26 protein-coding genes are annotated in these 25,415 nt (G+C 39.1%); 12 read left to right on the top strand and 14 right to left on the bottom strand.

Annotated elements, in window-relative coordinates:
- Window positions 1-6: 6 nt before the first annotated feature.
- From ACIQZ2_RS06300 to ACIQZ2_RS06285, 4 genes are all read left to right on the top strand, one after another.
- Window positions 7-273, top strand: coding sequence for a hypothetical protein (locus ACIQZ2_RS06300; protein WP_395768000.1), 267 nt, complete (start codon window positions 7-9; stop codon window positions 271-273).
- 27 nt (window positions 274-300) lie between these two features.
- Window positions 301-774 (top strand): hypothetical protein, encoded by a 474-nt coding sequence (locus tag ACIQZ2_RS06295; RefSeq protein ID WP_395767999.1) that lies wholly within the window; start codon window positions 301-303, stop codon window positions 772-774.
- An 84-nt stretch (window positions 775-858) separates the two neighbouring features.
- Window positions 859-1,572, top strand: coding sequence for a hypothetical protein (locus ACIQZ2_RS06290; protein WP_395767998.1), 714 nt, complete (start codon window positions 859-861; stop codon window positions 1,570-1,572).
- Window position 1,573: 1 nt separating this feature from the next.
- Window positions 1,574-2,251 carry a hypothetical protein gene (locus ACIQZ2_RS06285; protein ID WP_395767997.1) on the top strand — a complete coding sequence of 226 codons (678 nt, stop codon included), beginning with the start codon at window positions 1,574-1,576 and terminating at the stop codon, window positions 2,249-2,251.
- Between the two features lie 70 nt (window positions 2,252-2,321).
- Here the strand turns inward: ACIQZ2_RS06285 and ACIQZ2_RS06280 are convergent, their stop codons facing one another.
- The 6 genes from ACIQZ2_RS06280 to ACIQZ2_RS06255 all read right to left on the bottom strand — a co-directional run bounded on the left by ACIQZ2_RS06280 (window position 2,322) and on the right by ACIQZ2_RS06255 (window position 9,625).
- Window positions 2,322-3,335 carry a hypothetical protein gene (locus ACIQZ2_RS06280; protein ID WP_395767996.1) on the bottom strand — a complete coding sequence of 338 codons (1,014 nt, stop codon included), beginning with the start codon at window positions 3,333-3,335 and terminating at the stop codon, window positions 2,322-2,324.
- A 58-nt stretch (window positions 3,336-3,393) separates the two neighbouring features.
- A complete protein-coding gene (locus ACIQZ2_RS06275; RefSeq protein ID WP_395767995.1) occupies window positions 3,394-4,623 on the bottom strand; it encodes a DUF2130 domain-containing protein in 1,230 nt (409 codons plus the stop codon).
- Between the two features lie 24 nt (window positions 4,624-4,647).
- Entirely contained in the window at window positions 4,648-6,261 is a 1,614-nt protein-coding gene (locus ACIQZ2_RS06270; protein ID WP_395767994.1) for an ATP-binding protein, read from the bottom strand.
- 6 nt (window positions 6,262-6,267) lie between these two features.
- Window positions 6,268-7,263, bottom strand: coding sequence for a hypothetical protein (locus ACIQZ2_RS06265; protein WP_395767993.1), 996 nt, complete (start codon window positions 7,261-7,263; stop codon window positions 6,268-6,270).
- 254 nt (window positions 7,264-7,517) lie between these two features.
- Window positions 7,518-8,747, bottom strand: coding sequence for a DUF4116 domain-containing protein (locus tag ACIQZ2_RS06260; RefSeq protein ID WP_395767992.1), 1,230 nt, complete (start codon window positions 8,745-8,747; stop codon window positions 7,518-7,520).
- Window positions 8,747-9,625, bottom strand: a complete 879-nt coding sequence (locus ACIQZ2_RS06255; protein ID WP_395767991.1) for a hypothetical protein — start codon at window positions 9,623-9,625, stop codon at window positions 8,747-8,749. Before ACIQZ2_RS06255 ends, ACIQZ2_RS06260 begins: the two co-directional genes overlap by 1 nt.
- A gap of 577 nt (window positions 9,626-10,202) precedes the next feature.
- On the opposite strand from ACIQZ2_RS06255, the gene mtgA reads away from it, so the two are divergent.
- The gene (mtgA, locus tag ACIQZ2_RS06250; RefSeq protein WP_395767990.1) at window positions 10,203-10,982 is read left to right on the top strand and encodes a monofunctional biosynthetic peptidoglycan transglycosylase; all 780 of its coding nucleotides are present in this window, start codon (window positions 10,203-10,205) and stop codon (window positions 10,980-10,982) included.
- On the opposite strand, the gene ACIQZ2_RS06245 is transcribed toward mtgA, so the two are convergent.
- Both ACIQZ2_RS06245 and ACIQZ2_RS06240 read right to left on the bottom strand, forming a co-directional pair.
- Window positions 10,977-11,306: an MGMT family protein gene (locus tag ACIQZ2_RS06245; protein WP_395767989.1), complete on the bottom strand. Its 330-nt coding sequence runs from the start codon at window positions 11,304-11,306 to the stop codon at window positions 10,977-10,979. The genes mtgA and ACIQZ2_RS06245 overlap by 6 nt on opposite strands.
- Complete coding sequence (locus ACIQZ2_RS06240) at window positions 11,306-11,878, bottom strand: DUF3109 family protein (RefSeq protein WP_395767988.1); 573 nt, start codon at window positions 11,876-11,878, stop codon at window positions 11,306-11,308. The genes ACIQZ2_RS06245 and ACIQZ2_RS06240 overlap by 1 nt, the downstream gene beginning before the upstream one ends.
- 117 nt (window positions 11,879-11,995) lie before the next feature.
- On the opposite strand from ACIQZ2_RS06240, the gene ACIQZ2_RS06235 reads away from it, so the two are divergent.
- Complete coding sequence (locus tag ACIQZ2_RS06235) at window positions 11,996-13,525, top strand: LysM peptidoglycan-binding domain-containing protein (protein WP_395767987.1); 1,530 nt, start codon at window positions 11,996-11,998, stop codon at window positions 13,523-13,525.
- Here the strand turns inward: ACIQZ2_RS06235 and ACIQZ2_RS06230 are convergent.
- Window positions 13,522-14,160 (bottom strand): O-methyltransferase, encoded by a 639-nt coding sequence (locus ACIQZ2_RS06230; protein WP_395767986.1) that lies wholly within the window; start codon window positions 14,158-14,160, stop codon window positions 13,522-13,524. The two genes, ACIQZ2_RS06235 and ACIQZ2_RS06230, sit on opposite strands and share 4 nt — an antisense overlap.
- Complete coding sequence (locus tag ACIQZ2_RS06225) at window positions 14,160-14,930, bottom strand: class I SAM-dependent methyltransferase (RefSeq protein ID WP_395767985.1); 771 nt, start codon at window positions 14,928-14,930, stop codon at window positions 14,160-14,162. The genes ACIQZ2_RS06230 and ACIQZ2_RS06225 overlap by 1 nt, the downstream gene beginning before the upstream one ends.
- A gap of 57 nt (window positions 14,931-14,987) precedes the next feature.
- Here ACIQZ2_RS06225 and ACIQZ2_RS06220 point away from each other — a divergent pair, with 57 nt between their 5' ends.
- Entirely contained in the window at window positions 14,988-15,590 is a 603-nt protein-coding gene (locus tag ACIQZ2_RS06220) for an alpha-ketoglutarate-dependent dioxygenase AlkB family protein (protein ID WP_395767984.1), read from the top strand.
- A 41-nt stretch (window positions 15,591-15,631) separates the two neighbouring features.
- Entirely contained in the window at window positions 15,632-16,426 is a 795-nt protein-coding gene (gene rlmB, locus ACIQZ2_RS06215) for a 23S rRNA (guanosine(2251)-2'-O)-methyltransferase RlmB (protein WP_395767983.1), read from the top strand.
- Here rlmB and ACIQZ2_RS06210 read toward each other — a convergent pair.
- On the bottom strand, window positions 16,423-17,172 hold the full coding sequence (locus ACIQZ2_RS06210) for an SDR family NAD(P)-dependent oxidoreductase (protein ID WP_395767982.1): 750 nt from the start codon (window positions 17,170-17,172) through the stop codon (window positions 16,423-16,425). The genes rlmB and ACIQZ2_RS06210 overlap by 4 nt on opposite strands.
- Before the next feature lie 84 nt (window positions 17,173-17,256).
- Between ACIQZ2_RS06210 and pth the strand changes: the two genes are divergently transcribed.
- Together pth and ACIQZ2_RS06200 are read left to right on the top strand one after the other, a co-directional pair.
- On the top strand, window positions 17,257-17,817 hold the full coding sequence (pth, locus tag ACIQZ2_RS06205) for an aminoacyl-tRNA hydrolase (protein ID WP_395767981.1): 561 nt from the start codon (window positions 17,257-17,259) through the stop codon (window positions 17,815-17,817).
- Window positions 17,818-18,065: 248 nt separating this feature from the next.
- Window positions 18,066-18,542, top strand: coding sequence for a hypothetical protein (locus ACIQZ2_RS06200; RefSeq protein WP_395767980.1), 477 nt, complete (start codon window positions 18,066-18,068; stop codon window positions 18,540-18,542).
- A gap of 213 nt (window positions 18,543-18,755) precedes the next feature.
- Here ACIQZ2_RS06200 and metG read toward each other — a convergent pair whose 3' ends face one another.
- Complete coding sequence (metG, locus tag ACIQZ2_RS06195) at window positions 18,756-20,786, bottom strand: methionine--tRNA ligase (protein WP_395767979.1); 2,031 nt, start codon at window positions 20,784-20,786, stop codon at window positions 18,756-18,758.
- A 127-nt stretch (window positions 20,787-20,913) separates the two neighbouring features.
- Here metG and rpsU point away from each other — a divergent pair, with 127 nt between their 5' ends.
- Entirely contained in the window at window positions 20,914-21,108 is a 195-nt protein-coding gene (gene rpsU, locus ACIQZ2_RS06190) for a 30S ribosomal protein S21 (protein ID WP_377977143.1), read from the top strand.
- 39 nt (window positions 21,109-21,147) lie between these two features.
- A complete protein-coding gene (locus ACIQZ2_RS06185; RefSeq protein WP_395767978.1) occupies window positions 21,148-22,023 on the top strand; it encodes a tyrosine-type recombinase/integrase in 876 nt (291 codons plus the stop codon).
- On the opposite strand, the gene ACIQZ2_RS06180 is transcribed toward ACIQZ2_RS06185, so the two are convergent.
- Window positions 22,020-22,949, bottom strand: a complete 930-nt coding sequence (locus tag ACIQZ2_RS06180) for a homoserine kinase (RefSeq protein WP_395767977.1) — start codon at window positions 22,947-22,949, stop codon at window positions 22,020-22,022. The two genes, ACIQZ2_RS06185 and ACIQZ2_RS06180, sit on opposite strands and share 4 nt — an antisense overlap.
- 3 nt (window positions 22,950-22,952) lie before the next feature.
- Window positions 22,953-25,415 carry a bifunctional aspartate kinase/homoserine dehydrogenase I gene (thrA, locus tag ACIQZ2_RS06175; RefSeq protein ID WP_395767976.1) on the bottom strand — a complete coding sequence of 821 codons (2,463 nt, stop codon included), beginning with the start codon at window positions 25,413-25,415 and terminating at the stop codon, window positions 22,953-22,955.

Genomic DNA, 25,415 nt, shown 5'->3' with positions numbered 1-25,415 from the left:
TAAACGTTGAAGCCAACAACTAAGCCACAAACAACCCATTTTTCTATCGACAAACTTGACTTTGGAATCAAAAGTAAATCAAAGCGGAAGCGTGTTTTAACCTTGTTAGTATTCTTGTTGCAGCATGAAGGTTCCTATGTTAGCAAACGTCGTATGGTAAAATTGCTTGGTATAAACGAAAGAAGTCTATTTAGGTATTTACGTACGCTACATGCATTTTTCCCTTTAGAAAAAAGATATGGGATGTATGGCCTCGTCCAAACAGCATTCTAAACTTTCATCAATCAAAATAAATCGAACATGAGTAACACTAAAAAAAATAAAATCGAGTTATTATACCAAATCTGCAAGGCCCTTTCGCCATTGTACGGACGAATTGAAGATGAAAAAGTGCGCGGAGGCATCGCCACCATGATCGGGGCACAAATTTTTTATGTTGGCTGCCCGCCTGAAAACTTTCAAAAAATATCTGTGGAGGCAAAAGCTAGCTTGGATTTTTTACAGTCAACTGGATTGACTAAGACAAAAGCATTGCAGCGTTTGACAAAAGAACATCAAACACCACGTAAAATCGGTGGTATGAAGTTGATGGAATATATGGCGCAGCATGATGCGACTCAAGATGAATTTGAGTCTATGTTACAAACATTTCTATCTTGGAATTATGTAACACGTCAAGAAAATAATAACTTGAAACCCTACCAAAAGGTAGGCGTATTTACAAGCCCTGAAGTTAGTTATCAAGCTGCAGGTGTTGAATTAATTGATTTTTAAGGAGGGTGATTGTTTCATTGTGTTTGTTTTGTGTACACATCAAATTCGGCTGCTTCTAGCGGCCGAATTTATTAAAGCAATTGAATGAATATGGATATTTTTTTTCAAGGTTTATTTATCGTATCGGTGATTGCGCTGATCGTTTCGTTTTTTTTAGACGAGCCGATTAGCTTAAAGCGCATTCATAAGAATCTTGAGGAACTGGGTATAAAACCACTTAAAAAAGGAGAAAGAAGCAAGTATAAATTGACCATCAAAGGAGCTAAGGGTGAGCAGGTCATCTATCCCTTAAATCAAGATGCTTTTTATTTTACAGTGGCTCATTTTGCCCCAGATTGCGAGGCATTCGCTGAATACATGTTGGAACTCTGGTGCCTGACACCATTTAATCTGATTCTAACAACTGATTTGGGTGAAACAAAAAACACGGAAACCTTGGGACTTTGGCAATGGAATGGAAAACATACCATTAGCATTTGTACACATGACGTAGAAAAGGAAGTTTTGGCTCTTATCTTGCTGCATGAAATAGCCCATTTGCGAATTCATACCTTGACAAACTACGCCTATGCTTACAATTTAGCAGGAAAGCGGATCAAGTCACCGTATTATGGTATGAATGTAAAACCGCACGGGCCTCAATTTGCATCGGTCTTCGCGGAAATTAGTCGGCCGACCCTCGATATGAAAAATCTATATTCCAACAAGCAAAAGCGTCATTTGACGAATTACTTTCAATCCCCCAAAAAAGTTCACCTCACTCCTTTGACCAAATGTGGGAATATCCCCGTTTATTGATATGAAACAGGTAATTGTAAACGGCAATCAGACAAGAATCTCCATTGTACAAGGGGACACTCAGGTATTCATACAAACGGATAACCATTCACAGAATAATATTGTCGTTAATACGAATGGCATACACATTCACATTCAAACGGGAGGTGGCGCGCGCGTTAATCCAACGTATGACACCTATGAAGAAGTAGCTCCGCTCCCATTACCTGGGCCTATAAGGCCAGTGACACCGCCCAGCCCTACGAAACCCAAGTTTAACTATTGGCCATTTACAAAATCGCCAAACTATGTCAGTGACTTACCCATTCAAACGACCGAATTTGTTCGTCAGGCTTTATTGTGGTGTGAAAAGCATATTGAGAAGCCTCCAAGATCCTATAAATATGAATTAAAGTACTATAAGGCCAAAAAAGTACATGGCACGTATCAATTTGCTACGCGAAAAATCACCGTATATGTATATCCGTCATTGACCTTGAAATCATTATGTGAAACGTTGATTCACGAATATTCACATCACCTATTTATCAGAACGCAGGCTGATCAAAATGAATATGATCGATTAAAAAGAAAGCATGGGTATCATAATAACCCGCATGAGGTCAAAGCTAGGAGATATGAGGATGCTTATGGGGATGCCTTGTGGGAATATATGAAGGGGGTGTTGAAAGGAAAATAGAATAATTTTAAATTTTACCTAGGTGTATAAACAAAAGGTTTTCAACGCGCAGCCTACATAAGTCAGTTGGCTATGGTTTCTCGGGCAACAAGTGCTCCCAGTCTTTCATCTTCCACCCATCATAAATGTCCTGCGTAGGATACACCTCACAATCGGGGCCCAAAAGCTCGTCATAGTCTACATCAAATAAGGGATCAATACCGAAATGTAAAGAAAAAGGGTGTTCAGATAATTCGATATAGCCCCACTTTACCCCCACAGCGAAAGTGATGTGCGTCATGTAACCCGTAGCTGCATTGTCCTCCATCACTTCTTTCGAAATAAACTCTTCATCCTTTATCCAATCCCAGTCCATCTCGTGCGCAACAATCTTTAAAATAGCTTTCAGATTCTCTTGAGGAAGTTTGTAAGCATCAAATTCAACTAAATCAGTCTTTTGGTATCGCTCCCTATAGCTTGCCAAATCAGGATAAGCTATAGCTACCTTTTCAAAAGTGTTTGCTGGAATAGTACCCATCACATAATCCACAAACTTTTGAACTGAATCAACATATTCAGGTGATAAATCAGCCACTTTTTCACTAAAGGATATATGGAGATAATCAATGTAGCAAATCGTGCGAATTCCCATTAAGGCATATAATAAGAAGTCCTGTGAAATTTTAAACTTCGGCTTACCATCGTTAGCCTCACCATCAGCTTCCAAGACCATGTTGGGTGAATTATAAGTATAGTCCCGAATAAAATCAGTCAAACTGTTATGGATATTATAACGCGAATTGCTAGCTTCAAATCCGATTAACTCAATCAAATTCTTCACAGAAAAACTGAAATAGCTATTCTCAAATACACCATCAATCAATATTCCCTCATCGATGAAATCAGATGCTTTTGATTCAAGCGGTCGATCCACAATTAACAAATAACGAATCAAAAACTCGCGAAAAGCTTCCTTCGTATGTATGCGATGAATTTTTGTTAAGTTCATTAAGTACCAAAGTACATCCTGTTGAACTTCTGAAAATTTTTCTAATGTTGCCGGAGCTACATTGTGCGTGTACTTACCTAATGAGATTACAGACATACCGATTGAATAAATTTAAAATGATACTAACTGGTTAAACCGATCATAGAAATACATATTACTCCACCACTTCCACCGAACTCCCATCATTCCCTAAGTCATCAAACATTTTCTTCATCGTGGGATTGTTGCGCGTAAGCTTTTTAATCGTCAAGTCTTCCGTTTTGTTATTAGCCAATCGCAAATGGTTTTCGCATAGTAATAATTCTTCCTTCACTTTGGTCAAAGCCTTGATGCTCTTATCAATTTCAACAATCGCTGAATCGAATTTATTACTCGCATTTTTGAAGTTTTTAGCAAAAGCCTCTTTGAAGGTGCTAACACTCGTTTCAAAATTAGTAATGTCAATATTCTGTTCCTTCACTGCAGCAAGCTCTGTTTTATATTGCATCGCTCCCATACTCGCATTACGCAAAAGCGATATGATCGGGATGAAAAACTGAGGACGGATAACGAACATCTTGGGGAATTTATGGGATACATCCACAATGCCGGCATTGAAAATTTCATCCTCTGGTTCCAATAAACTTACAAGCACCGCATATTCGCAATTCTTCTCGGTACGATCCTTATCCAACTTTTTGTAGAATTCCTCATTCTTCTTTTTGGAGTTCCCCTCATCAGACTCATTCTTCATCTCAAACATAATCGAAACAAGCTCAATGCCCTTTTCATCTTGCTCACGGAAAATATAATCACCTTTCGTTCCCGAACTCGCATCATTATCCTTACCAAAACTTGCCTTGCTAAATGCCGTTGAACGTAATCTTTCAAACTCAACCTCACAATGCTTTTCCAAGGTCTCCCCAACCATTTTGGTTGAAAGCTTGGCTTTCATATCAGCATATTTCTTTACCTCCTCTTCTTTCATGCGAATGATTTCTTTCATCGCATTCATTTGAGTCGTGTGTTGATCTTTAATCGCATTGGTGGCCAACTCCTGCTCACTTTCTTTCAACCGCAATTGGGTAGCTAATTCGTTGCGCTCTAACACAATGGCACTAACAGCGTCGTTAACAATCATTTGTTGCTCCAGCGCAGCTCTTTCGTTCGCCGCTTTCATACTTGCAATCTCTTGCTCCTTTTGAGCTAAAGCCGCTTGTAATTCATTCCGCAGATTGGCTTTGGCCAATTCAACAGCCGCAGATTTAGCCTGTTCCGCTTGATCCAAGCGATTCTTCAACTCCTCCTCAAACTGATGATCACGCACTTGTTTAACAATATCAGCAAATCCTGCTTGATCTACTTTAAACACTTTTTGGCAATGTGGACATTTAATATCTTCCATGGGTATTTTAATTATATAAGGTGATTAACTAGCAATTTTTTGAAATCCAATCGACGCACCGGCCGATTTTTGATAACGGGTTTTAGACGCTAATTGTTGGTGATCATCAATCAACTCCAACAGACTTTCCTCCGCGAATGCCTCACCAGCAAACTGCAAGAAAAAGCCTTTGGAACAGATGGCATTAATGTCGGAACCCGACAATTCAAACGTACTCAAACGCTCCAATAATTCTTCTTTCTTTTGCCAAAATCCCTCGCGAGAAGCCCAAATAGCTTTACGAGCCTGGCGTGAAGGTAAACTGAAGTTGACAAGCATATCAAAGCGACGAATTCCTGCCCCTTCGATACGCGTTTGGTCCAAAAAGTTAAGCGACCCTACAATGATCCCCTTGAAACGATCTAAGCTCTTCAACATCTGACTTACACCAGCATTGGTATGAAATGAGCTACTCGTATCCACCTCAACTTTCTTTCCTAAGATCTGATCAATCTCATCAATCAACAAAATGACTTTATTGTCATGTTCTTTCATAATCCGCGGATACTCAACTTCCAAGATCCTAAGTATGGCTTTCTCCGTTTCGCCAACCCATTTTGAAGAAATCTGGTTAAGATAAAGACAATGAAAACCCAATTGGCGACACACCTGTAACACATACTCCGACTTACCGCAACCCGATTCACCCGCAAGTAAGACGCCCAAGCGACGCGTATCCCAAATTTCTGCTGGACAGGTTTGTAAGATTGAAGTGAGACGGTCCAACATACGTTGAGTCGATTCCTCATAATGCAACTCAATGGGCTGAATATCAGAAGGAGCGATCAAGCGAAACCCCCTAAAATCCTCTGATTGCTCATCGGAGATATCAGGTAGGATCAAACGAACAGCCTTTTTGGTAGTCGTAATCATCAATTCTTCATCAAACATGTCCTTCTCGGTCTTCCATTCCGATGACACCAAATGCACATATTTACCATTTGCAATGTCATTCATAAAGACCAAAAAATCCGTTGCTGATTGGTATTTCTTGAAGACATTCAATTCAATGCGCCTTGAACCACCTGACAAGACATAATGCGCTAATGTAAACAACAGAAAGAACTCATCCGTAACGCGGGTCAGGGAGTTAAGCTTTGCGGTCAATGGCTCATTAGGAAACCACTCTTTACACTTATTCACAATCAATCCCGGAAAGACCCTTGGCGAAATACCAATTTCTTTAGCTAAGTTGGAAAACGAAAAGAAGACCGCTAAAAAATCCACCAAGGACATCGCCTCATCCGACTGCTCAACTCCCTGAATACTAATTTTGGGAGCTACCTTGTAGCGACTTTCTGGAGACAGAAACTGAAGTACATTACGGTAATGTGCCTCAACTAAAAACTCGAACTTATCCAAGTCTTTTTGGGGTAACACTTCATGAAATTTGTGCAAAAAATTACCGATTCCTAAAGATGTAAGTGTATCACTTTCAGAATCATCATCGTCATCGCCGAAAGGAGGCAATGTATACTCCTCCGCTTTGGAGGCACGGTTCTTAAGACCTTTAGGCCTCAAACCTTGCTTCTGCAATTTGGCAACTTTCTGCTGAAATTTATCTACGTACGCTTCGAAAACTAACAAGGGTAACTGCATAGGGTATTATTGTAATTTAGTATGTAACTGGGATAACACATTTTGCTCAAAATATTTACTCAACTCTGCCTTGAAGGCTGGACTGTCTACAATTTCAATGTGGCGCAAAAGGCCCAATAACCAGCCAGCCAACGGATCAACGCGCAATAACTCCAATTCAATGCGATATGGCATGGGGTTGTCCGAATCTTCCAACTTCTCAATAAGCGGTACCAGCTTTGAAAAATTCAAAGTGAAAAGGATAAAGGCTTTGATATCCATTCGCAAATCTAATTTGATCAGCTCCTTATCCTGAATCAAATAACCAAATGGATCACGTCTAATTTCCAATTTATCAAGCTTCAATTCTTTGGGAGCTTTTTCTTTCAACTTCTCGATGCCATCCATGCGCTCTAACTTAAACACCTTCAGGATATTCTGGTCTTCAAGATCATACGCGTATACCTCGAGATTCTGTAAGTTAAAGGCGATGGGAACAACCAATCGATCCGCAATCACACCCGAATTAATACTCGAGTAACGCTTTAAACGCATCTGCATCTTTACTTTAGCTTTTGAAATATGAACTTCGCACCAGTCCATCAGCTCCAATGTCCGCTTTGGTATCAAGTCCTCCTTCTTGCGACGCTCTTGGTAAATCCGTAATAATTTAGCCTGTGTTTTTAAGCGTATGTCAGGATCTATGATGTCAGCAGCTGAAAAATACAAAGCCTGAGCCTCAGCTGAGTTGAGCTCCACAGCCTGAAATGCTGCCTTCTTTTTAATTGCGTAATGATCCCCACGAATCAATTCAATATTCCATTTTTCCTCAATTATGTTCAAATAACGGTAGATTGATCTTTTTTTTCCTTGCTCTGACTCATATCCACTTCCAAAAAGACGTTGCAAACTGACCATCGGGACAGGTTTTTCAGCCTCAAGCAAAAAAACCAATAGCCTTAAAACGTTCTCTTGCGTAGTTGAACTTTTAATGATCTTCGAACTTACCTTGGACTCTTTCATAGTTAAAATTTAGGTTCCCAAACCGTTGAATCTATCTCATCAGTTGGTATGCAACAAAGGTATTATTTATTCACAAAACGCATATCACCAGTGCCAAAAAATATACATAATTTTATCAAGTATTTGTGACAAAAAATATGCCGAAAATAACTAAAAATACATCAATAAAGGCTAAAATAAGACTTTATGAAGTGACAAAATACTATTGTCAAACAAAGCAGTGTGCCAAAAATACACAAATGTTAACGACACAATCATGACTTACAAGGACCCAAAAAATTCAATTCATCTCCATATTTCCCCTTCACAAAATCCGGATCAATATCCAGGTAGATTGTCAAAGCATGTTGGTCTTCCTGCTCAGTCAACACCTGCCCAATTCCCAAAAAGGTTTCAAATTGGCTAGACTTCAAATAAGTGAAGTTGGTCAAGCGAATTCGATGCCAATTATTACGTTTACATTCCTCCAAAATTTCCGTCATAATGCCTTTGGCTTGTTGGCATATAGACACTGAACTCGTTCGATCGATCAAAGGAATCATTACAAGGGTCGCATGGAGATGTAACTTTTCTTTTAACTGCTGCGCTAGCGCATAACTAAAACCTCCCAAACCCGTATTAGCTGAATGAAAAACAGCATCAATTTTCATTGGATCGTTGCCAAAATCATCAGCCAGATGACTCATGGCAACATCATCATTCATAAAATACACCCGAATCCCCTCCTCTTCCGTTTCTAAAATGGGTTCATGCTTTAAATTGGGTGTAGATGCATAGCGTTCTGAGCGTACAGATTTGATTCCAAAATCTGATTCATATTGAATCACCTCCCAATACAATGACTCTTTTTTCTTTGGATCGGCTTCCAACAAATATTCATCCATTTTCTTTTCACATTCAGCCTGCATGGATTCTAATACTTCCATCACTTCTGGAATTTCAAAGCATTCTTCTAAGTGCTTGAAGGCAAACCTTCCTACACTTCGTGCTGCGGCACATGCAACTTGAGGCAGGGAGTACACATGAGAAGATGCCAACTTTAATAAACGACCATTCAGGCTTACCGCGCGTAACATAAATGCTGCATTTCTTAAAAGTGCATCAGGAACGTATTTTTTAAATAAGCCATAACCAAAAATTTTACAACCCAGAAGAGCAATCAAAACCGCTTGATTCATCCGCATCGCAATGGGCATGAATTCAATCGATTCCGATTTTTGATTCACTGCAGCAACACATAAATCGACATCAGACGCAACCAATTCTGGATGAACAAAATCAATTGCCAAACCATTTGCCTTTACGGCTAACAAAGCTATATCACGATCTTTTTTAAATAAAACAGGTGCAAAAGCCAAGGTAATCCCATGTTTTCCAATACTGGCACGTGCCACATCCAAGTCGGCACGCCAATCATCCGACAAAAATTGATAAGCCTTTCGGTCTCTCACTACTTGATCCAAAATCAATATTTTTTCTTCCATTAAATTTCTCCGATTATTTCCATGGTATGAAGAGCAAATTGGGTAATTAATCGCCGCGGGCTAGGGTGAGTTTCATCATGATAATGCTGATAGCCTAAACGCTTGATCAATTCCTCGCCTAATGCTAAAGCCCTAAATGCTTCCTCTTCTACCAGATACTCTGATTTTGTATGATACATGTAATATCCCACCGGTATATTGCAGCAAGAAAACAAAGGTCTCAACATAACGATATCGGTGTAACTATGTTGTTCCAATGTATATTCAGTTTGGTATTGATCTGAAAATTCCAGGAGCAAATCAGTCCATACCTTGCCTAAGCCATTAGGGTCCTCTGGATTATACATTAATTGATTCCATAGGGTAATGGACGAAGTATTTCCAGGGCTATCAAATTCTATCGCATAACCTACATTTTGCATAAAAGCCGCATCATGTTGTTCAGCCCCCCGGGCACCTATCTCCTCCTGGACAGGGAAAAAGCCTTTCAATACTGGTTGACGCAAAAAATGCATCAAACACAAAGCCACCCCCACTTTACAGTCCGCTCCTAAACCTACCGGATTACCATCCTGATCATAGCCTTGCAAGGCAGGCTTCAACTCGCCCGCAAAGTTGGGAAGTAACAATTTCTTTGGAATAATTTGATTCCCATGAATACGATGAACCGTATCAGTATGAGCCACAACTAAGGGATATTTTTGAACACCTACTAACGCTCCTTTCTGTGCATATACATTCCCCATTTCATCTCGCCATGCATGAATTTCATTTTTGGCAAAGAATGCCAACAAAAAATCAATCATTTGATCCTCCTCCTTGGAGTATGTCTCGATGGAGAGAACTTCCAATAGAAGTTTGTATTCCGTTTCAGTCATCACACTATTTTCTTTTTTTACCTTTTGAGGGACTTGGTTTACCTTTGGTTGTATTCTTGGTATGAGACTTCACCGGGGTTAAACTACCTGACTTGCTTTTTCTCCAATAGGATTGAATCATTTTTGCCATAACTTTTTTATTTGTTTTTTAAAGCCACGTTCAACCGAACATGGTAAGGTAAAATTCATTGATTTAATGACCAAAATGTAGCAGTTATGAGCTTACATGCCCTACCTGAGATGTTACCGAGTAGCTCTTTAATCCCCTTTTACTAGGTCGATTTAGCACCTCGGAAAATTGCCACACGAAAGCATTTTTTATCAATTGAATTATGTCAGCAAAAGTCTACTAAATACAAAAGCAAGGCAAGTGGAGAAAAGACAAATCGTGACATTTTTCAAATGAAATTGTGACAAAATTCAAATTACATCAACCTCTAAAGGTGATACCCAATGGCTTAAAATCCACTTACCAGTGGATGCCATAAATATAAACACCAAATTCTCCGGTTGATAAGGTAAATATCTTTCCTCCTTTTGCTTATTTTTGCCTTCACAACAATTCTGATTTCTCCAAATGGCCAAACGCGTCGATTTATCAAATACCTCTCGCAATACACCACGAAGCAATAAATTCGAACGATTAAATAAATCACCTAAAAAAAGTTCTTTTTCAGTGCTAAAGATTGTTGGTAGAATTCTATTCTACATTTGGATTAGTACCATTGCCGCAGTTGTCCTTTACAAATTCGTTCCAGTTGCCTTCACTCCCACCATGGCGTCCCGAAAAATAGAAGCCATCATGGAAGGTAAACCGAGCGAAATTCATAGCCAATGGACCTCATATGATGAGATTGACCGGAATTGTGCCTTGGCCATAATCGCTTCTGAAGATCAATTGTTTCCAGAACACAAGGGTTTCGATTTCGAAGCGATGACAACTGCTTTTGCCAAAAATCGGAAAGGAAAAAAAATCAAAGGGGCTAGTACCATTTCCCAGCAAGTTGCCAAGAATGTTTTCTTATGGCAAGATCGATCCTATTTCAGGAAGGCTTTGGAAGCCTATTTCACGGTACTTATTGAACTTGTTTGGGGCAAAGAACGTATTTTAGAAGTTTATTTAAATGTGGCAGAAACAGGAAAAATGACCTTTGGCGTTGAAGAGGCTTGCAGGCGTTATTATGGCCACACATCTGCCGAGGTTAGTACATCGGAAGCGGCACGCATGGCGGCCTGCCTACCGAATCCCATTAAATTTTCTGTTGCAAATCCATCAGGTTATGTTGTGAAACGAACAGCATTCATTAAACGTCAAATGGCTGCATTGGGAGGTAAGAAATTCTTAAAAAACCTATAATAGTTCAATCGACGGATCCCAGAAATGACCCTCAAAATGAATGATTTGATCATTTTCAACTCGAATACCTTCGGACTCAAGTAATTCCTGCATTCGATTTCCACCAAAAAAATTCTTTCCTGTCAGTAAACCATTGCGGTTCACCACACGATGAGCCGGTATATCAGAAATTGTATGCGAGGCGTTCATCGCCCAGCCTACCATGCGTGCCCCTCCCTTCATACCGAGAAAAGTTGCAATGGCACCATAAGAAGTTACACGTCCAACAGGAATCTGCCGAACAATTTGATAAATTAAATCAAAAGCATTGTGCTCCTTTGGCATTAGTCCAATTTACGTTCTTGAATTTCACGTTCCAATTCAGCATACCATTTCGTTCCAAACTTACGAATCAATGGATCCTTTAAGAATTTATAGACTGGTACACCTAACTCTTTTCCATGCGAACAAGCATCTGAACAGATTGTCCAACGCTCATAGTTGATAGCTTGATATTCTGCTAATTTTTGAATCCGAATCGGATATAAATGACAGGAAATTGGTTTTCTAAAATCTGTTTTTCCAGCAAAATAGGCTTGCTCAATACCGCACTTCAAAAAACCCTTTTCATCATAAATAGCATACACACATTCCCGTCCCTTAATGATGGGCGTTGAATAATCCCCATCAGGCTCCAGAACGTAATTACCTTGTTTGGCTATCTCAGATAAACCGTCAGCTGATAAAAATGGACGGATTTCATCTTGAATACGATCCATTATCGCCAATTCCTCTTTTTCTAAAGGTGCACCTAAATCACCTTCCACACAACAAGCCCCTTTACACTTCGATAAATCACAAACAAAATACTCGTCGGCTACATCTTCACTAATTACGGTATCGTCAATTAAAATCATATATATCAAAATTTGTACAAAGGTAAAGCTAATTATACGATGCGCAATAAAATGGAATGCCTTCCGTTAAACGAAATAATTTAATATTTTTGCATTGCATCAATAACGAAGCCCCCTTTGAAAAAATACTACCTTCTTGTTCTTATTGTCTTATCCGTAGGAAAACTTTGGGCAAATCATGCAATTCCAGATACCATCGCATTAGGTAACGTTCGCGTAGCGATTCATCCTTCCGCTAAACCGATTTTTGAAAAGGAATTTGCTATGTTAGGAGCCAATAAAAAATATGTAGAAAGCTTAGTAGAGAAAATGCGTTTATATTTTCCTGCAATTGAACCCATTTTGGCAAAAGGAAACATACCACCCGAATTTAAATTTTTGTGTGTACAGGAAAGTGCACTAAATGCCAATGCCATATCAACATCAAATGCCGTAGGTTATTGGCAATTTAAACTTGAAACAGCGAAAGATGTAGGCTTGCAGGTAGATCAAGATATAGATGAGCGTAGACACATCATTGAATCAACCAAAGGAGCTGTCAACTACTTTACACGTAATAACGCCGTTTTAAACAATTGGGTTGGCACACTACTTTCTTATCGCGTTGGTTTAGGTACCGTGAAAAAACTGCCTTATGCTACGAATTGGATTGGAAAAACAGAAATTGAAGTAGACTCATCGACTGATTGGTATGTTATCCGCTTTTTGGCATATAAAGAGTTTTGGGCTGAACAAATGACCAATCTTCCTGTACAAAAGGATAGTCCAAATTTAGTCACACACATCAACACCCAAGGAAAAAATCTATATGATTTGTCGGATGAATTAAGGCTTAGCTATGATGATATAAAGCGATACAATGCTTGGATTTTGAAAGACTGGATACCCGCGGATAAGCATTACACCATATACCATCCCTCAAATCTAAAGGTATTTAATCCCGAAGAACTTAAACAAGAAGAACCTATCTTAACAGCTTCAGTAGATTCAACGAAGTTATATGCAGCTCCCAAATCAGTCAAAACGAAAAATAAGCAGATACTAAGTGATAAATTTGAAATAGGATCCCACACCGTTGTTTCAGGGGACAATTTGAGTAATATCGCTGCACAATATGAAATGAAGTTAGCCGATTTGCTTCGTTTAAATGACCTATCTATTACAAGTGTTATTGCCATAGGCCAAAAAATAAAAGTCAATCGACGTATACCGATGTTGGAAATCATGGCGCAAAAATTGGAAGAAAAAAGCGCCAAAACAGAAACTAAAAAACCAACTACAACGCCCAAAGAACAAGATGTTAAGGTGGAAGTAGAAGAAGTTCGTAAAATTTCATCGGTTGAAGCTGACAAATCTTTTTACATCGCTCCAGCTGAATCACGCGAAATCATTATCAAATCGGATTCAAAAGAAGAGAAAATCATTGAGCAAACGCAGGTGAATACGCCTAAAGAAACAACGCCAGAGGTTACCCCAACTCCTAAACCCACGGGACCTGTATATTACGAGCATGAAGTGGAGGCCGGTGAAACGCTTTTCAAAATCGCTAAAGTATACCAAGTATCCGTCGATGATTTAATCCGTTGGAATAATTTAGGGAAGTCACCGAAAATTCGGGTAGGTCAAAAAATTAAGTTAAAACCTTAGATTACCCGAAGCATATAGAGCCCATCACGAAGTGGCAATAGCATTTTCTCAACCCGAGAATCATCTTTACATTTTTGATTGAAATCGCGCAAGGCATTAGTCGATTTGTCCCTAGCAGTAGGGTCAACAATCTTACCACTCCAAAGTACATTGTCAACCAAAATTAATCCGCCAGGACGCATTTTGTCTATGATTAAATCAAAGTAGTTGGCATAATTTCGTTTGTCAGCATCAATGAATACCAAATCAATGGGGCCGTCTATATGGGCTAATTCTTGTTGGGCATCCGCAATTCGGTAATCAATTTGTTTTGCAAATGGAGACTGATCAAAAAAAGATCGTGTAAAAGTTTCAAGTTCTTCATTGATATCAATGCTAATCAACCGGCCATTGGGCTGTAATCCTTCCGCTAAGCAGAGTGCTGAATAACCCGTAAATGTGCCTATCTCAACGATTAATTTAGGCGAAATCAATTTAGATATCATCGATAAATAACGCCCTTGCAAATGCCCAGAAAGCATTCGAGGTTGAAGAATTTGTGCATGCGTTTCACGATCCAACGATTGCAATAAGTTGGAAGGTGCATCTGAAAACAGACGTGCATACTCCTCAATAGCTTCGTCGATAAACTCCATTATTTAATTCCCGTATAAAAGAAATCCAAAGATTCTGCTGGTTTATCACTTAGGTAGTAATCATCTACTTGTATGGAATTCACCAACTCATTGCTTGATTTTGAAATAGACAAGCGACTTAATCGATTTGCGATGTCATAAGGCACTTGCAACCAAGTACGAGGAAGTCGGTACTGCAAATTAAAAATATCAAAACGCGTGATTTTCTTTACTGATTCCTTATTCGCTTCGTAATAATCCATCACCTTTTGATTCCCATGAACGCCTTGCATAATAACCTCAGAGAAGTACTTTTTCATCAAATCACCTAATTCATTGGCTAAATACTCACGCACATGCCACGGATTACGAGACAAAGAAAAATCACGATTAACCGTCGTTAAGTATAACTTTCCACCGGGCTTCAAAACTCTAGCAGCTTCTTGTAAGAAAAAAGCATCATTCTCAATATGTTCAATCACTTGGAAAGTAATCACAAAATCAAAATGATTATCTGGCAAATCCTGTAAAGGAGGCAAAAACATATCAATGAATTTAAAATCTGGATAGGTTGCTGACAGGGCTTGCATTAATTCGGTATTCTTATCGACTCCTGTATATGCACTAACTTTATTAGCCAATACCGCTACGCCACGGCCTGTTCCACAACCAATTTCCAATACATTACCGCCAACTATCTGGCTGACATGTTGGTAAGGAAACAATAAACGCTGGTGAACCGGATTATCCGAAGGTATTTCAGAAGAGGCAATTTCAGTAGTTTTGTACATGCATATTAAATTTGAAACAAAGGTAAAATTTTTAAAGCAGAATCTGTAATTTGAGATATGCTTTCCTTATTCCCAATCGAAGAAAACCAAAACCTTTTGCCTTACGACGGCGAGGTATTCTATTACCGAAATTTCATTTCGCTAAATGAAAGCCAGCATTTACTCGAAACGCTTACTACTGAAATTCCTTGGAAACATGATGAACTCATTATTTTTGGAAAACTTATTCAAACACGTCGAAAAGTAGCATGGTATGCGGATGATTCAATTTCATATACATATTCTGGTCGTACGAAAATAGGATTACCCTGGACTCCTACCCTTTCATTACTTAAATCAGCCATTGAAAACAAAGTCAAAAGCTATTTCAATGGATGCCTTTTAAACTACTACCATGATGGACAAGATGGGGCCAGCTGGCACGCAGATGATGAAAAATCAATTCGACCAAAGAGTTGTATCGCTTCAATTAGCCTAGGGGCTGCTCGGAAGTTTGACTTTAAACACCGACAAACGCAGGAAAAGGTCAGCATCCTATTGGAACCGGGAAGCTTATTGGTCATGCTGGGATCCACACAGGAACATTGGATTCATCAGCTTCCGAAATCAAAAAAAATAAAGGATCCTAGGCTTAATTTGACATTCAGACAGATGATTTAAAAAAAAATGCCGACCTTCGTGTCAAATTTACAGCAATCAACGTGTCAGAAGAAAACGAATCAAGACAGCCATTTAAGCGCCCATTTAGACATTTCACAAGTCCCAAAACTGAAAATAAAGAGCTTGTATTCGGTGTGCAATCCGTATTAGAAACCCTTCGTTCAGGAAAAGAAATTGACCGTTTATTGGTACAGCGGGAACTGGGAAACAGTGAAATCCTTGATTTAGCTCGCGAGAAAGGCATTCACGTTCAGAAAGTACCCGTAGAGAAATTGAATCGTATTACACGAAAAAATCACCAAGGTGCCATCGCGTTTGTTTCTGCCATTCACTATGCAAAATTAGAAAATGTTATCGCTGACACGTTCGAAAAAGGCGAAGTCCCATTTATTTTAATTCTAGACCGCATCACCGATGTGCGTAATTTTGGTGCAATTGCTAGAACAGCCGAATGCGCAGGCATACATGCCATCGTAATTCCAGCTCGTGGTGCAGCCCAAATTAACGGGGATGCTATGAAAACATCTTCGGGCGCCTTAAACTTTATTCCAGTTTGTCGGGAAGAAAGCCTTTTACAAACCGTTGATTTCCTTCAAAACTCAGGTTTAAAGGTGGTGGCTTGTACTGAAAAAGGACGTAGCTCCGTGTATGCTGTAGATTACAGTGGTCCTGTTGCCATTATCATGGGGTCGGAAGAAGATGGCATATCCGACGAACTAATTCGTAAATCGGATGATTTAGCAGTTATTCCTCAAACTGGTCAAGTAGGGTCCCTAAATGTATCGGTTGCAGCAGGTATAGTTATATTTGAAACCGTACGCCAGCGCACACGTTAATTCTTTCGTACTATTTGTGTGGCTGAAGCCTGAGCTTTAGGTAAAATTGTTACATCCGCAATGTTTACATGTTCCGGCGCTGTAACAATGTATTGAATTAAATCAGCGACGTCCTCAGCAAGTAAAGGTTCAAAACCGTTATAAACAGCATCCGCTTTTTGTTGGTCACCCTTAAAACGCACCGCAGAGAAATCTGTATTTACAGCACCCGGTGCTACATTGGAAACTTTTATTCCGTGAATATTCAGATCCAGACGCATGCCTTGAGAAAGTGCTTCAACGGCAGCTTTTGACGCACAATAAACATTTCCATTGGGATAAACTTGTTTTCCAGCGATGGAAGATAAATTAACAATATGACCACTTGCCCGCTGAATCATCCCCGGAATAACCATTCGAGAAACATTTAACAAGCCATCGACATTACTATGCATCATAGCATCCCAGTCAGCCACATCACCATCTTGAATGGCACTCATCCCATGCGCATTCCCAGCATTATTAATTAAAACCTCAATGGATTGCCAGGTAGATGGAAGCGACTGAAACGCATTCTCTACCCCATTCCGATCACGCACATCAAAAGTCAATAAATACGATTCCGTAAGTAGGTCCTTCTTCAATGCTTCCAATCGCTCTAAACGCCGACCACAAAGAATTAATCGAAAACCATTAGCTGACAAAACTTTTGCCGTAGCCAAACCAATCCCTGAGCTAGCGCCCGTAATACATGCAATTCGATTCATGAGAATAAATTTTTCCCGAAGGTAATGTCTTCGAGGTGTTCTAAAAAATTTGCGCGTAATTTGTACTTACTATTATTAAAACTCATGAACTTCTTAATTGTTGGCTTAGGCAATATCGGACCCGAATATCTATTTACAAGACATAACATTGGCTTTATGGCACTGGATTACCTAGCCAAAGAAAAAGAAATTACCTTTTCACAAGATAGATTGGGAGCAATTAGCTCATATAAATTGAAAGGACATCAAATTAATTTGTTGAAACCAAGTACTTATATGAATCTAAGTGGTAAATCGGTTAATTACTGGTGCCAACAACTAAAAATAGATAACGAACGGTTGTTAATTTTAACTGATGACCTAGCCTTACCATTTGAAACACTCCGTTTAAAGCCTAAAGGATCTAGTGGAGGACACAATGGATTAAAAAGCATTGAGGCAGTATTAAACACCCAAGAATATGCTCGCTTGCGAATGGGCATAGGGTCAGATTTTGCCAAAGGACGCCAAGCCGATTTTGTATTAAGCAACTTTTCCGAAGATGAAATTGGACTTATCCCATTCATTCTACATCGTTCCAATGAAATCATTGATTCATTCTGCCTTCAAGGTATCCACCAAACAATGAACAAATACAACCAATGATTGTACTTTTTAAAGAATTTTATAATTTTTCCTAAATAATTAAATTAGAATTATTCATAAGGTTTACAATTGTTATCCAAATTATATTTGGTAAAATATTAATTTTTATAAAATAAATTCTGAATTTAAACTTAAAATCAAAAAATAAACCACTTTGTAAACGTAAATTGTCTAAAAGCAAGTTTTGTTATATTAAAAAAATGCAATAATTTTGTATTGTTGATTTAGTTAATAAATATAACAAATTTATGAAAAAGCAATTTTTAATGGTTAGTGTATTAGTGGGACTAAGCCTAACAACAACAGCGGTAAAAGCGAGCGGAACGGCATCAAGTATGGATGCGTCGACAACAGTATTGTCAAACAAAAAAGAAACCCTATCTGAAGTTATTCAGTCATTGATAAAGAAAGATTTTGTAGGAGCTTATGCATCTACATCAGCAAGTCTAACCATTTCAATTTTAGAGAATTACCAAAACAACCAGTCGGCTTATTTAAAAGCAAGCAAGGCAGAACAAGCTCTTTTCAACGAGACTGTTAAAACCATTGCTAATCAAGAAGTTGCTCTAGATGAGAAAACGAGTATCTGGGTAAAAGAAATTAATAAATCTGCAAGAGCAATTAACGCAATTTGGGCTGTATTGGCCACTGAACCGAATGTTGATGCAGATTTTTACAACGAAACAGAACAAAATCAAGATTTAATCGTTGTATTTCAAAATTAGATTGTAAGTAGTTTTCATAGTTAAATAGGTTTAGAGGTAATCAAAAAAGTCGCTGTTTCTAACGGCGACTTTTTTATTTTTTTTGCACTAAACTCATAATTATTAAAGAAAACATCTATATTTGTATAAATTTTCATAGTTAAATAGGTTTAGAGGTTAAACAAATAAGGCCAGAAGTTTCTTCTGGCCTTATTTTTATTTAGCTAATTTCCTTTAACTAATTGAAGCTCCATTCCAAACCGAATTGCTTGGCTGCATAAATGCTAAACTACCATCAGCATCTTCCGCCATCAAGATCATTCCCTCACTCTCCTGCCCCATTATTTTACGTGGAGCTAAATTAGCTAAGAAACATACTTTACGGCCAATAACGTCTGCTGGCTCAAAATGCTCCGCTATTCCGCTTAGGATAATACGTTCTTTTTGACCATCATTAACGGCCAACTTCAATAATTTTTTACTTTTTTCAACCTTTTCAGCTGCGGTTATTTCACCTACGCGCAAATCCATCTTGGAGAAAGATTCAAAATCAATCGTCTCTTTAATGGGATTTACTTGCTTACTTGCTAGTTCCATAGCTACTTTCGTTTGCTTTAATTTATCTACTTGTACTTGTATAACATCATCATCCAATTTCTCAAACAATAAACCTGGATTGCTTAATTTTTGACCTGTAGGGATTAAATTAAAATCACCAATGCTGTCCCAATCAGCTTCTTGAATACCCAAGGCCTTTCTCAACTTTGCGGCAGTAAATGGAATAAACGGCTCTAACGCAACAGAGGCATGCGCAACCAATTGTACCGCAACATTTAAAACCGTACCCGCTTTTTCCTTATCCTCTTTAATTATTTTCCAAGGTTCTGCATCTGCCAAATATTTGTTTCCAATACGTGCTATTTCCATGGCTAAAACCAAGGCATCACGGAATTTATATTGAGCTAATGCAGACGCTAATTTGGCAGGAATTTCCGACAAAGCCTGCTTTACATCTTCTTCCAAGCCCGTTCCGGCAGCCTTATCAGGAACAATTCCATCAAAATTCTTGTCGATTAACACAAAAGCCCGATTCACAAAATTACCTAATATGGCAACCAGCTCTGAATTATTTTTCGTTTGAAAATCCGCCCAAGTAAAGTCGGCATCTTTGGTTTCCGGACTAGAAGCTGTCAACACATACCGTAATACATCCTGCTTACCTGGAAAATCTTGCAAATATTCATGCAACCAAACCGCCCAGTTGCGGGATGTCGATATCTTATCCCCCTCTAGGTTCATAAACTCATTCGCAGGAACCTGATCGGCTAATTGAAACTCGCCATGTGCCATGCACATCGCAGGGAAAATCAAGCAGTGAAATACGATGTTATCTTTCCCGATAAAATGCACAATCCTACTGTCCTTTGCCTTCCAATATTTCTCCCAATCAGCGGTTAATTGGCTCGTCATGGATATATAACCAATAGGGGCATCAAACCACACATACAACACTTTACCTTCCGTATCAGGCAAAGGTATAGGTACTCCCCAATTTAAATCACGTGTCATCGCCCGTGGACGAAGTCCATCTTGCAACCAAGACTTTACCTGACCACTGACATTCGGTTTCCATTCGGGATGCGAATTCACATAATTCTCCAATGCCCCTTGCCATTGATCCAAAGGCAAAAACCAGTTCTTCGTCTCCTTCAAAATAGGCGAAGCACCGCTTAAGGAGGACTTTGGATTAATTAACTCTGTTGGCGACAACGAAGATCCGCACTTCTCACATTGATCCCCATAGGCACCGGGTTGGTGACATCTAGGACACTCTCCCGTAATATACCGATCTGCTAAAAACTGATCTGCCGCTTCATCATAATATTGTTCGGTTACCTCTTCAATGAATTTACCGCTCTGGTAAAGATGTAAGAAAAAATCCTGAGACATCTTGTGATGCGCCGGATCTGATGTTCTTCCATAAATATCAAAGGATATACCAAAATCCTCAAATGAAGATTTTATATTCGCATAATAATAATCAACGACTTCCTGCGGCGTTTTTCCCTCCTTTTGCGCTTTGATTGTTATAGGCACACCATGCTCATCCGTCCCCGAAACAAAAATGACATCTTCCTTCTTTAACCGTAAATAGCGCACATAAATATCAGCTGGCAAATAACATCCAGCTAAGTGCCCAATGTGAATGGGACCATTGGCATAGATTAAAGCGGCCGTGACAGTTGTCCGTGAAAACTCCGACATACAATTGATTTAAATTGAACTACAAAAATAGGATATTTTCACTCATAAAATTCCAAAAGACTGCTTGCACAATTAAAAAAATAAATTTATCTTTGCGAACATTTTAATTAAAAAAAGGAAAAAATACATGTTAATTATTTCGATCAAAGAGAACGAGTCAATTGATAAAGCCCTTAAGCGCTTTAAAAAGAAGTTTGAAAAAACAGGTGTAGTTAAAGAATTACGTAGAAGATCTGCTTTTGAAAAACCTTCAATCGCTCGTCGTACGGAAATGATTCGTGCTGCTTATAAGCAAAAGACATACGGAAATATCAACAACTAGTTTGTTTCGATTTTTCTTAGAATTGACTACTTTCGATTTATGAATCGCGAAGTAGTCAATTTTTTTTTACAGCATCTCCAAGTAGAACGGCGACTAAGTCCTTTAACACTCCGCTCCTATCAAATTGATCTGACACAATTTATCGACTTCCTCGCTCCTCAGCAATTAGCAGCTAATCAAGTAAAAAGTCAAACCATTCGTGCGTGGCTCGTTGAACTTTCCAATCAAGGCATTCAAAATCGATCTATCAATCGAAAACTAGCTACCCTACGTACCTTTTACAAATTCTTATTGCGTCGAGGAGAATTGACCGACAATCCGATGCATACCATCCGGATGGTGAAAACGAGTAAATCGCTTCCCTCGTATATTCGTGAATCTGAGATGAATCAGATGCTTACCATACACGAAAAGCCCAAAAACACATTTGAAGAAGTTAGAGATCAGTTGGCTTTAATGCTTTTATATGGTACAGGCATGCGCTTAGCTGAGTTAATCCAATTAACTCAACATCAAATCAATCTACCTAGTAAAACGTTGCGAGTGGTCGGGAAGCGTAATAAAGAACGCATTATTCCGATGCCCCAATTGTTGGTGGAACTAATCCAACAATATCAAACACTCAATCCGTTTCAAAATGCGACCTTACTTCTTACGGATAAGGGAGAACCTTGTTATCCGATGTTTATTCAACGATTAGTTAAGAAATACTTAGGTGAGGTTAGTACCTTGGAAAAGCTCTCCCCACACGTACTACGGCACAGTTATGCAACGCACCTCTTGAATCGCGGTGCAGATTTGAATGCCATAAAAGAGCTATTGGGACACGCAAATCTGGCTGCAACGCAAGTCTACACGCATAATTCCATGGAAAAGCTAAAAGAAATTTACAAACAAGCCCACCCCAAAGCCTAACGAATCATCGGGCCTTGATGGTTGATTTGAGAAACATAGGCCTCAGAACCTATACCGACTGAATTAAAAGCTGCTGACATCGCTTTAGCTACCTGATTCGCTGTTTCTTCACCTTTAGATAAGGCGAACAATGAAGGACCAGATCCAGAAATGGAACAACCAAGTGCTCCTGATCGTAAGGCCGCTTCTTTAACTTCTTGAAATTGAGGGATTAAGATTGAACGAGCTGGCTCGACAATAACATCTACTAACGATCGACCTATCAACGCATAATCAGACATCAATAAACCAGCTACTAAACCTGCCACATTACCCATCTGCGTAATGGTTTTCCCTAAGGTAATCTCACGTTCCAAAATACGTCGTGCATCTTTGGTATTCACCTCTATTTGTGGATGAACAATGCTGGCATATAAACCGTTTGGCGTAGGCAATTGAATGATATCCAAAGGTTCATAACTACGAATAACTACAAAACCTCCTAATAAACTAGGACCCACATTGTCGGCATGCGCAGAACCACATGCTACGCGTTCGCCTTCCATGGCAAAGGGCAACAAATCTTTTTGGCTTAAAGGCTTGCCCATAAGTTCATTTGCCGCAAAAACACCTGCAACAGCGGAAGCAGCAGAAGATCCTAAACCAGATCCCAAAGGCATATCTTTATGCAAGGAAAGTTCAAAACCCTGATCCGAATGACCAATAAATTCCAAATATTTTACTATGGCAATACCCGCTGTATTTTTAGCTACATCTTTAGGCAAACGGCCATCATCGCCCGTAATTTCGTTAATAACGATTCCAGGACTCGACTTCTTTGTCAAAACAACCTCATCACCAGGGCGATTAACAGCAAAACCAAAAATATCAAATCCACATGCTACGTTGGCAACGGTTGCTGGTGCATATACGCGTATACTTTCCATACCTTAAGATAAATAGCTACCAATTGAAACAATATCCGCAAATACACCAGAAGCCGTTACCTCAGCGCCGGCTCCAGGACCTTTGATTACGAGTGGCCGATCATGGTAACGCTTCGTGGTAAACGCAATCACATTATCTGCACCATCCATTTGATAGAATGGATGATCAGCGCCTACAGCACGTAAACCGATGGAGATTTTTTGATTTTCCAACTTAGCTATGTAGCGGAGCACTTTCTTTTCAGCATAGGCCTCATTAACCAAAGCCTCAAAATAGCTATTCGCTTTATCTAATTCGTCAAAAAAAGCATCTACAGTAGGTGCTAATTCGCAAGCAGGGGGAATAATTTTATCTATGGTTATATCAGCAAACTCTAATTTCATGCCAATCTCACGACTCAGAATTAAAATCTTCCTCGCCACATCCATACCACTCAAATCTTCCCGTGGATCGGGTTCTGTATACCCTTTCGCTTTGGCTTCCTTTAAAACAGCAGCAAATGACTTCCCAGGAACAAATTGATTAAATAAAAAAGACAAGGTACCCGATAAAATTCCCTCAATCTTTTCAAATCGATCGCCAGAAGCAATCAGTCCTTGTAAGGTATTAATTACCGGTAAGCCAGCTCCAACGTTGGTTTCATACATAAACTTGACACCTTTGCTTAAAGCTGTTTGATGAAAAGCAGCGTATTGCTCATAGGGACCAGAATTAGCTACTTTGTTGGGTGTGACAACCGAAACATTGGCCTCAAAAAGACCTAAATAATGTTGGTGTATCTCCTTACTTGCCGTACAATCTGCAAAAATGGAGTTGGGCAAGTTTAATTCTTTAATTTGTTCTACAAATCCTGTTAAAAAAGCTGAATCACCCTTAGAATTGAGTAAATCTATCGCTTTTTTAATATCAATACCGGCAGCATCTATTAATTGTTTGCGCGAATTAGCAATCCCAACCAATTTGATACGAAGTCCTTTATATTTTTCGAGATAGTTTTTTTGTCCAAGCAATTGATTCAACAAAGTTTTTCCAATTAAGCCCGCTCCTACTAAATACAAATTCAGGGTCTTAATTTGAGAGAAAAAGAATGTTTCATGTATTACATTCAAAGCTTTTGAGAGGTCTTTCTTCTCAATTACCACCGAAATATTCAATTCAGATGAACCTTGGGCAGTGGCGACAATGTTAATCCCATTTTTACCTAAAACAGAAAACAAACGTCCACTTACGCCGGTATGCTTTCGCATACCTTCACCAACTACGGCAATAACTGATAGGTCTCTCTGAATATCAATTCCCTCAATGTCGCCAGCGGCAATCTCTTGAGCAAATTCCTTGGCTAAAATCTTGTCAACTTTAGAGGCAACTTGAGGATCGATGGCAAAGCAAATAGAATGTTCTGATGAAGCCTGAGAAATCAAAACAACTGAAATCTTTTCTTTTGCCAATACGGTAAACAACTTGGCTGAAACACCGGCTACTCCAATCATACCTGAGCCTTGCACGTTTACTAGGGCTAATTCATCAATCGAACTAATGCCTGTAATGATAAAAGGGCTTGGTGATGAAACCTTGGAAACAATAGTACCTTCAAACGATTGATTAAACGTATTCAAAACCCGTATAGGTATATTTTTCGCAAAGGCTGGTTGCAAGGAGGGTGGATAAATCACCTTAGCACCAAAATGGGTTAACTCCATAGCTTCCGCATAGGAAATCGAAGGAATTGTGAATGCTGCAGAAACCTTACGAGGATCAGCAGTCATCATTCCGTCCACATCCGTCCAAATTTCAATTTCTCGAACGTTTAAGGCTGCACCAAAAATTGAAGCGGAATAATCAGATCCTCCACGACCCAGGGTAGTCGTTTCCCCTACATCATTTGAACCGATGAACCCAGTAATTAAAGCGATTTCATTGGAATGTGCGGCAAAATAATGCTGAATTAAGGAATTAGTTTCCTCAAAGCGAACTTCCGCTTTCCCAAATTGATTATTTGTTTTAACTAAATCTCGTGCATCCAAAAAACGAACGGGTAAACCACGTTGGGTTAAGATCGCCGAAATAAGCGCTGTTGATAGCCTTTCCCCAAAACTAACTAATAAGTCGGAGGTCTTAGGCGAAATTTCATGTATTAAATTAATACCCTTCAGTACATCTCTTAATTCATTTACCAAAGTCCGAATCTGAGCAATAACTTGAGACTGGGCAGTAACGGGAATAAAATGGCGAATTACCTCAAAATGACGTGCTTCAATTTGTTCAATGATCTTCGGCTCAAGCGTCTTTTTACTTGCTGCTGTAGCGCCTGCCGCTAATAAATCATTAGTCACACCACCCATGGCGGAAAAAACAACGGCAAAAGACGATTTTATTTGGTGATTGGCTTCGATAATAGCCAAAACAGATTCTATACTTGCAATGCTCCCACAACTGCTACCACCAAATTTTAAAATTTTTTCCAT

It is taken from the genome of Aquirufa sp. (assembly GCF_044342065.1).
Lineage (GTDB): Bacteria > Bacteroidota > Bacteroidia > Cytophagales > Spirosomataceae > Aquirufa.
Note: the sequence above shows the minus strand (reverse complement) of the source record. Positions and strands in the feature narration are given on the sequence as shown.

Bases quoted from the DNA above. Each gene is read 5' to 3' on its own strand.
- ACIQZ2_RS06220 (WP_395767984.1), top strand. From the start codon at position 14,988: ATGCTTTCCTTATTCCCAATCGAAGAAAACCAAAACCTTTTGCCTTAC.
- pth (WP_395767981.1), top strand. From the start codon at position 17,257: ATGAACTTCTTAATTGTTGGCTTAGGCAATATCGGACCCGAATATCTA.
- ACIQZ2_RS06260 (WP_395767992.1), bottom strand. From the start codon at position 8,747: ATGGAAGAAAAAATATTGATTTTGGATCAAGTAGTGAGAGACCGAAAG.
- ACIQZ2_RS06280 (WP_395767996.1), bottom strand. From the start codon at position 3,335: ATGTCTGTAATCTCATTAGGTAAGTACACGCACAATGTAGCTCCGGCA.
- ACIQZ2_RS06200 (WP_395767980.1), top strand. From the start codon at position 18,066: ATGAAAAAGCAATTTTTAATGGTTAGTGTATTAGTGGGACTAAGCCTA.
- ACIQZ2_RS06230 (WP_395767986.1), bottom strand. From the start codon at position 14,160: ATGGAGTTTATCGACGAAGCTATTGAGGAGTATGCACGTCTGTTTTCA.
- ACIQZ2_RS06185 (WP_395767978.1), top strand. From the start codon at position 21,148: ATGAATCGCGAAGTAGTCAATTTTTTTTTACAGCATCTCCAAGTAGAA.
- ACIQZ2_RS06245 (WP_395767989.1), bottom strand. From the start codon at position 11,306: ATGCCAAAGGAGCACAATGCTTTTGATTTAATTTATCAAATTGTTCGG.
- ACIQZ2_RS06270 (WP_395767994.1), bottom strand. From the start codon at position 6,261: ATGCAGTTACCCTTGTTAGTTTTCGAAGCGTACGTAGATAAATTTCAG.
- ACIQZ2_RS06290 (WP_395767998.1), top strand. From the start codon at position 859: ATGAATATGGATATTTTTTTTCAAGGTTTATTTATCGTATCGGTGATT.
- ACIQZ2_RS06275 (WP_395767995.1), bottom strand. From the start codon at position 4,623: ATGGAAGATATTAAATGTCCACATTGCCAAAAAGTGTTTAAAGTAGAT.
- ACIQZ2_RS06180 (WP_395767977.1), bottom strand. From the start codon at position 22,949: ATGGAAAGTATACGCGTATATGCACCAGCAACCGTTGCCAACGTAGCA.
- ACIQZ2_RS06295 (WP_395767999.1), top strand. From the start codon at position 301: ATGAGTAACACTAAAAAAAATAAAATCGAGTTATTATACCAAATCTGC.
- ACIQZ2_RS06255 (WP_395767991.1), bottom strand. From the start codon at position 9,625: ATGACTGAAACGGAATACAAACTTCTATTGGAAGTTCTCTCCATCGAG.
- ACIQZ2_RS06210 (WP_395767982.1), bottom strand. From the start codon at position 17,172: ATGAATCGAATTGCATGTATTACGGGCGCTAGCTCAGGGATTGGTTTG.
- rpsU (WP_377977143.1), top strand. From the start codon at position 20,914: ATGTTAATTATTTCGATCAAAGAGAACGAGTCAATTGATAAAGCCCTT.
- ACIQZ2_RS06285 (WP_395767997.1), top strand. From the start codon at position 1,574: ATGAAACAGGTAATTGTAAACGGCAATCAGACAAGAATCTCCATTGTA.
- thrA (WP_395767976.1), bottom strand. From the start codon at position 25,415: ATGGAAAAAATTTTAAAATTTGGTGGTAGCAGTTGTGGGAGCATTGCA.
- metG (WP_395767979.1), bottom strand. From the start codon at position 20,786: ATGTCGGAGTTTTCACGGACAACTGTCACGGCCGCTTTAATCTATGCC.
- ACIQZ2_RS06265 (WP_395767993.1), bottom strand. From the start codon at position 7,263: ATGAAAGAGTCCAAGGTAAGTTCGAAGATCATTAAAAGTTCAACTACG.
- ACIQZ2_RS06240 (WP_395767988.1), bottom strand. From the start codon at position 11,878: ATGATTTTAATTGACGATACCGTAATTAGTGAAGATGTAGCCGACGAG.
- mtgA (WP_395767990.1), top strand. From the start codon at position 10,203: ATGGCCAAACGCGTCGATTTATCAAATACCTCTCGCAATACACCACGA.
- ACIQZ2_RS06225 (WP_395767985.1), bottom strand. From the start codon at position 14,930: ATGTACAAAACTACTGAAATTGCCTCTTCTGAAATACCTTCGGATAAT.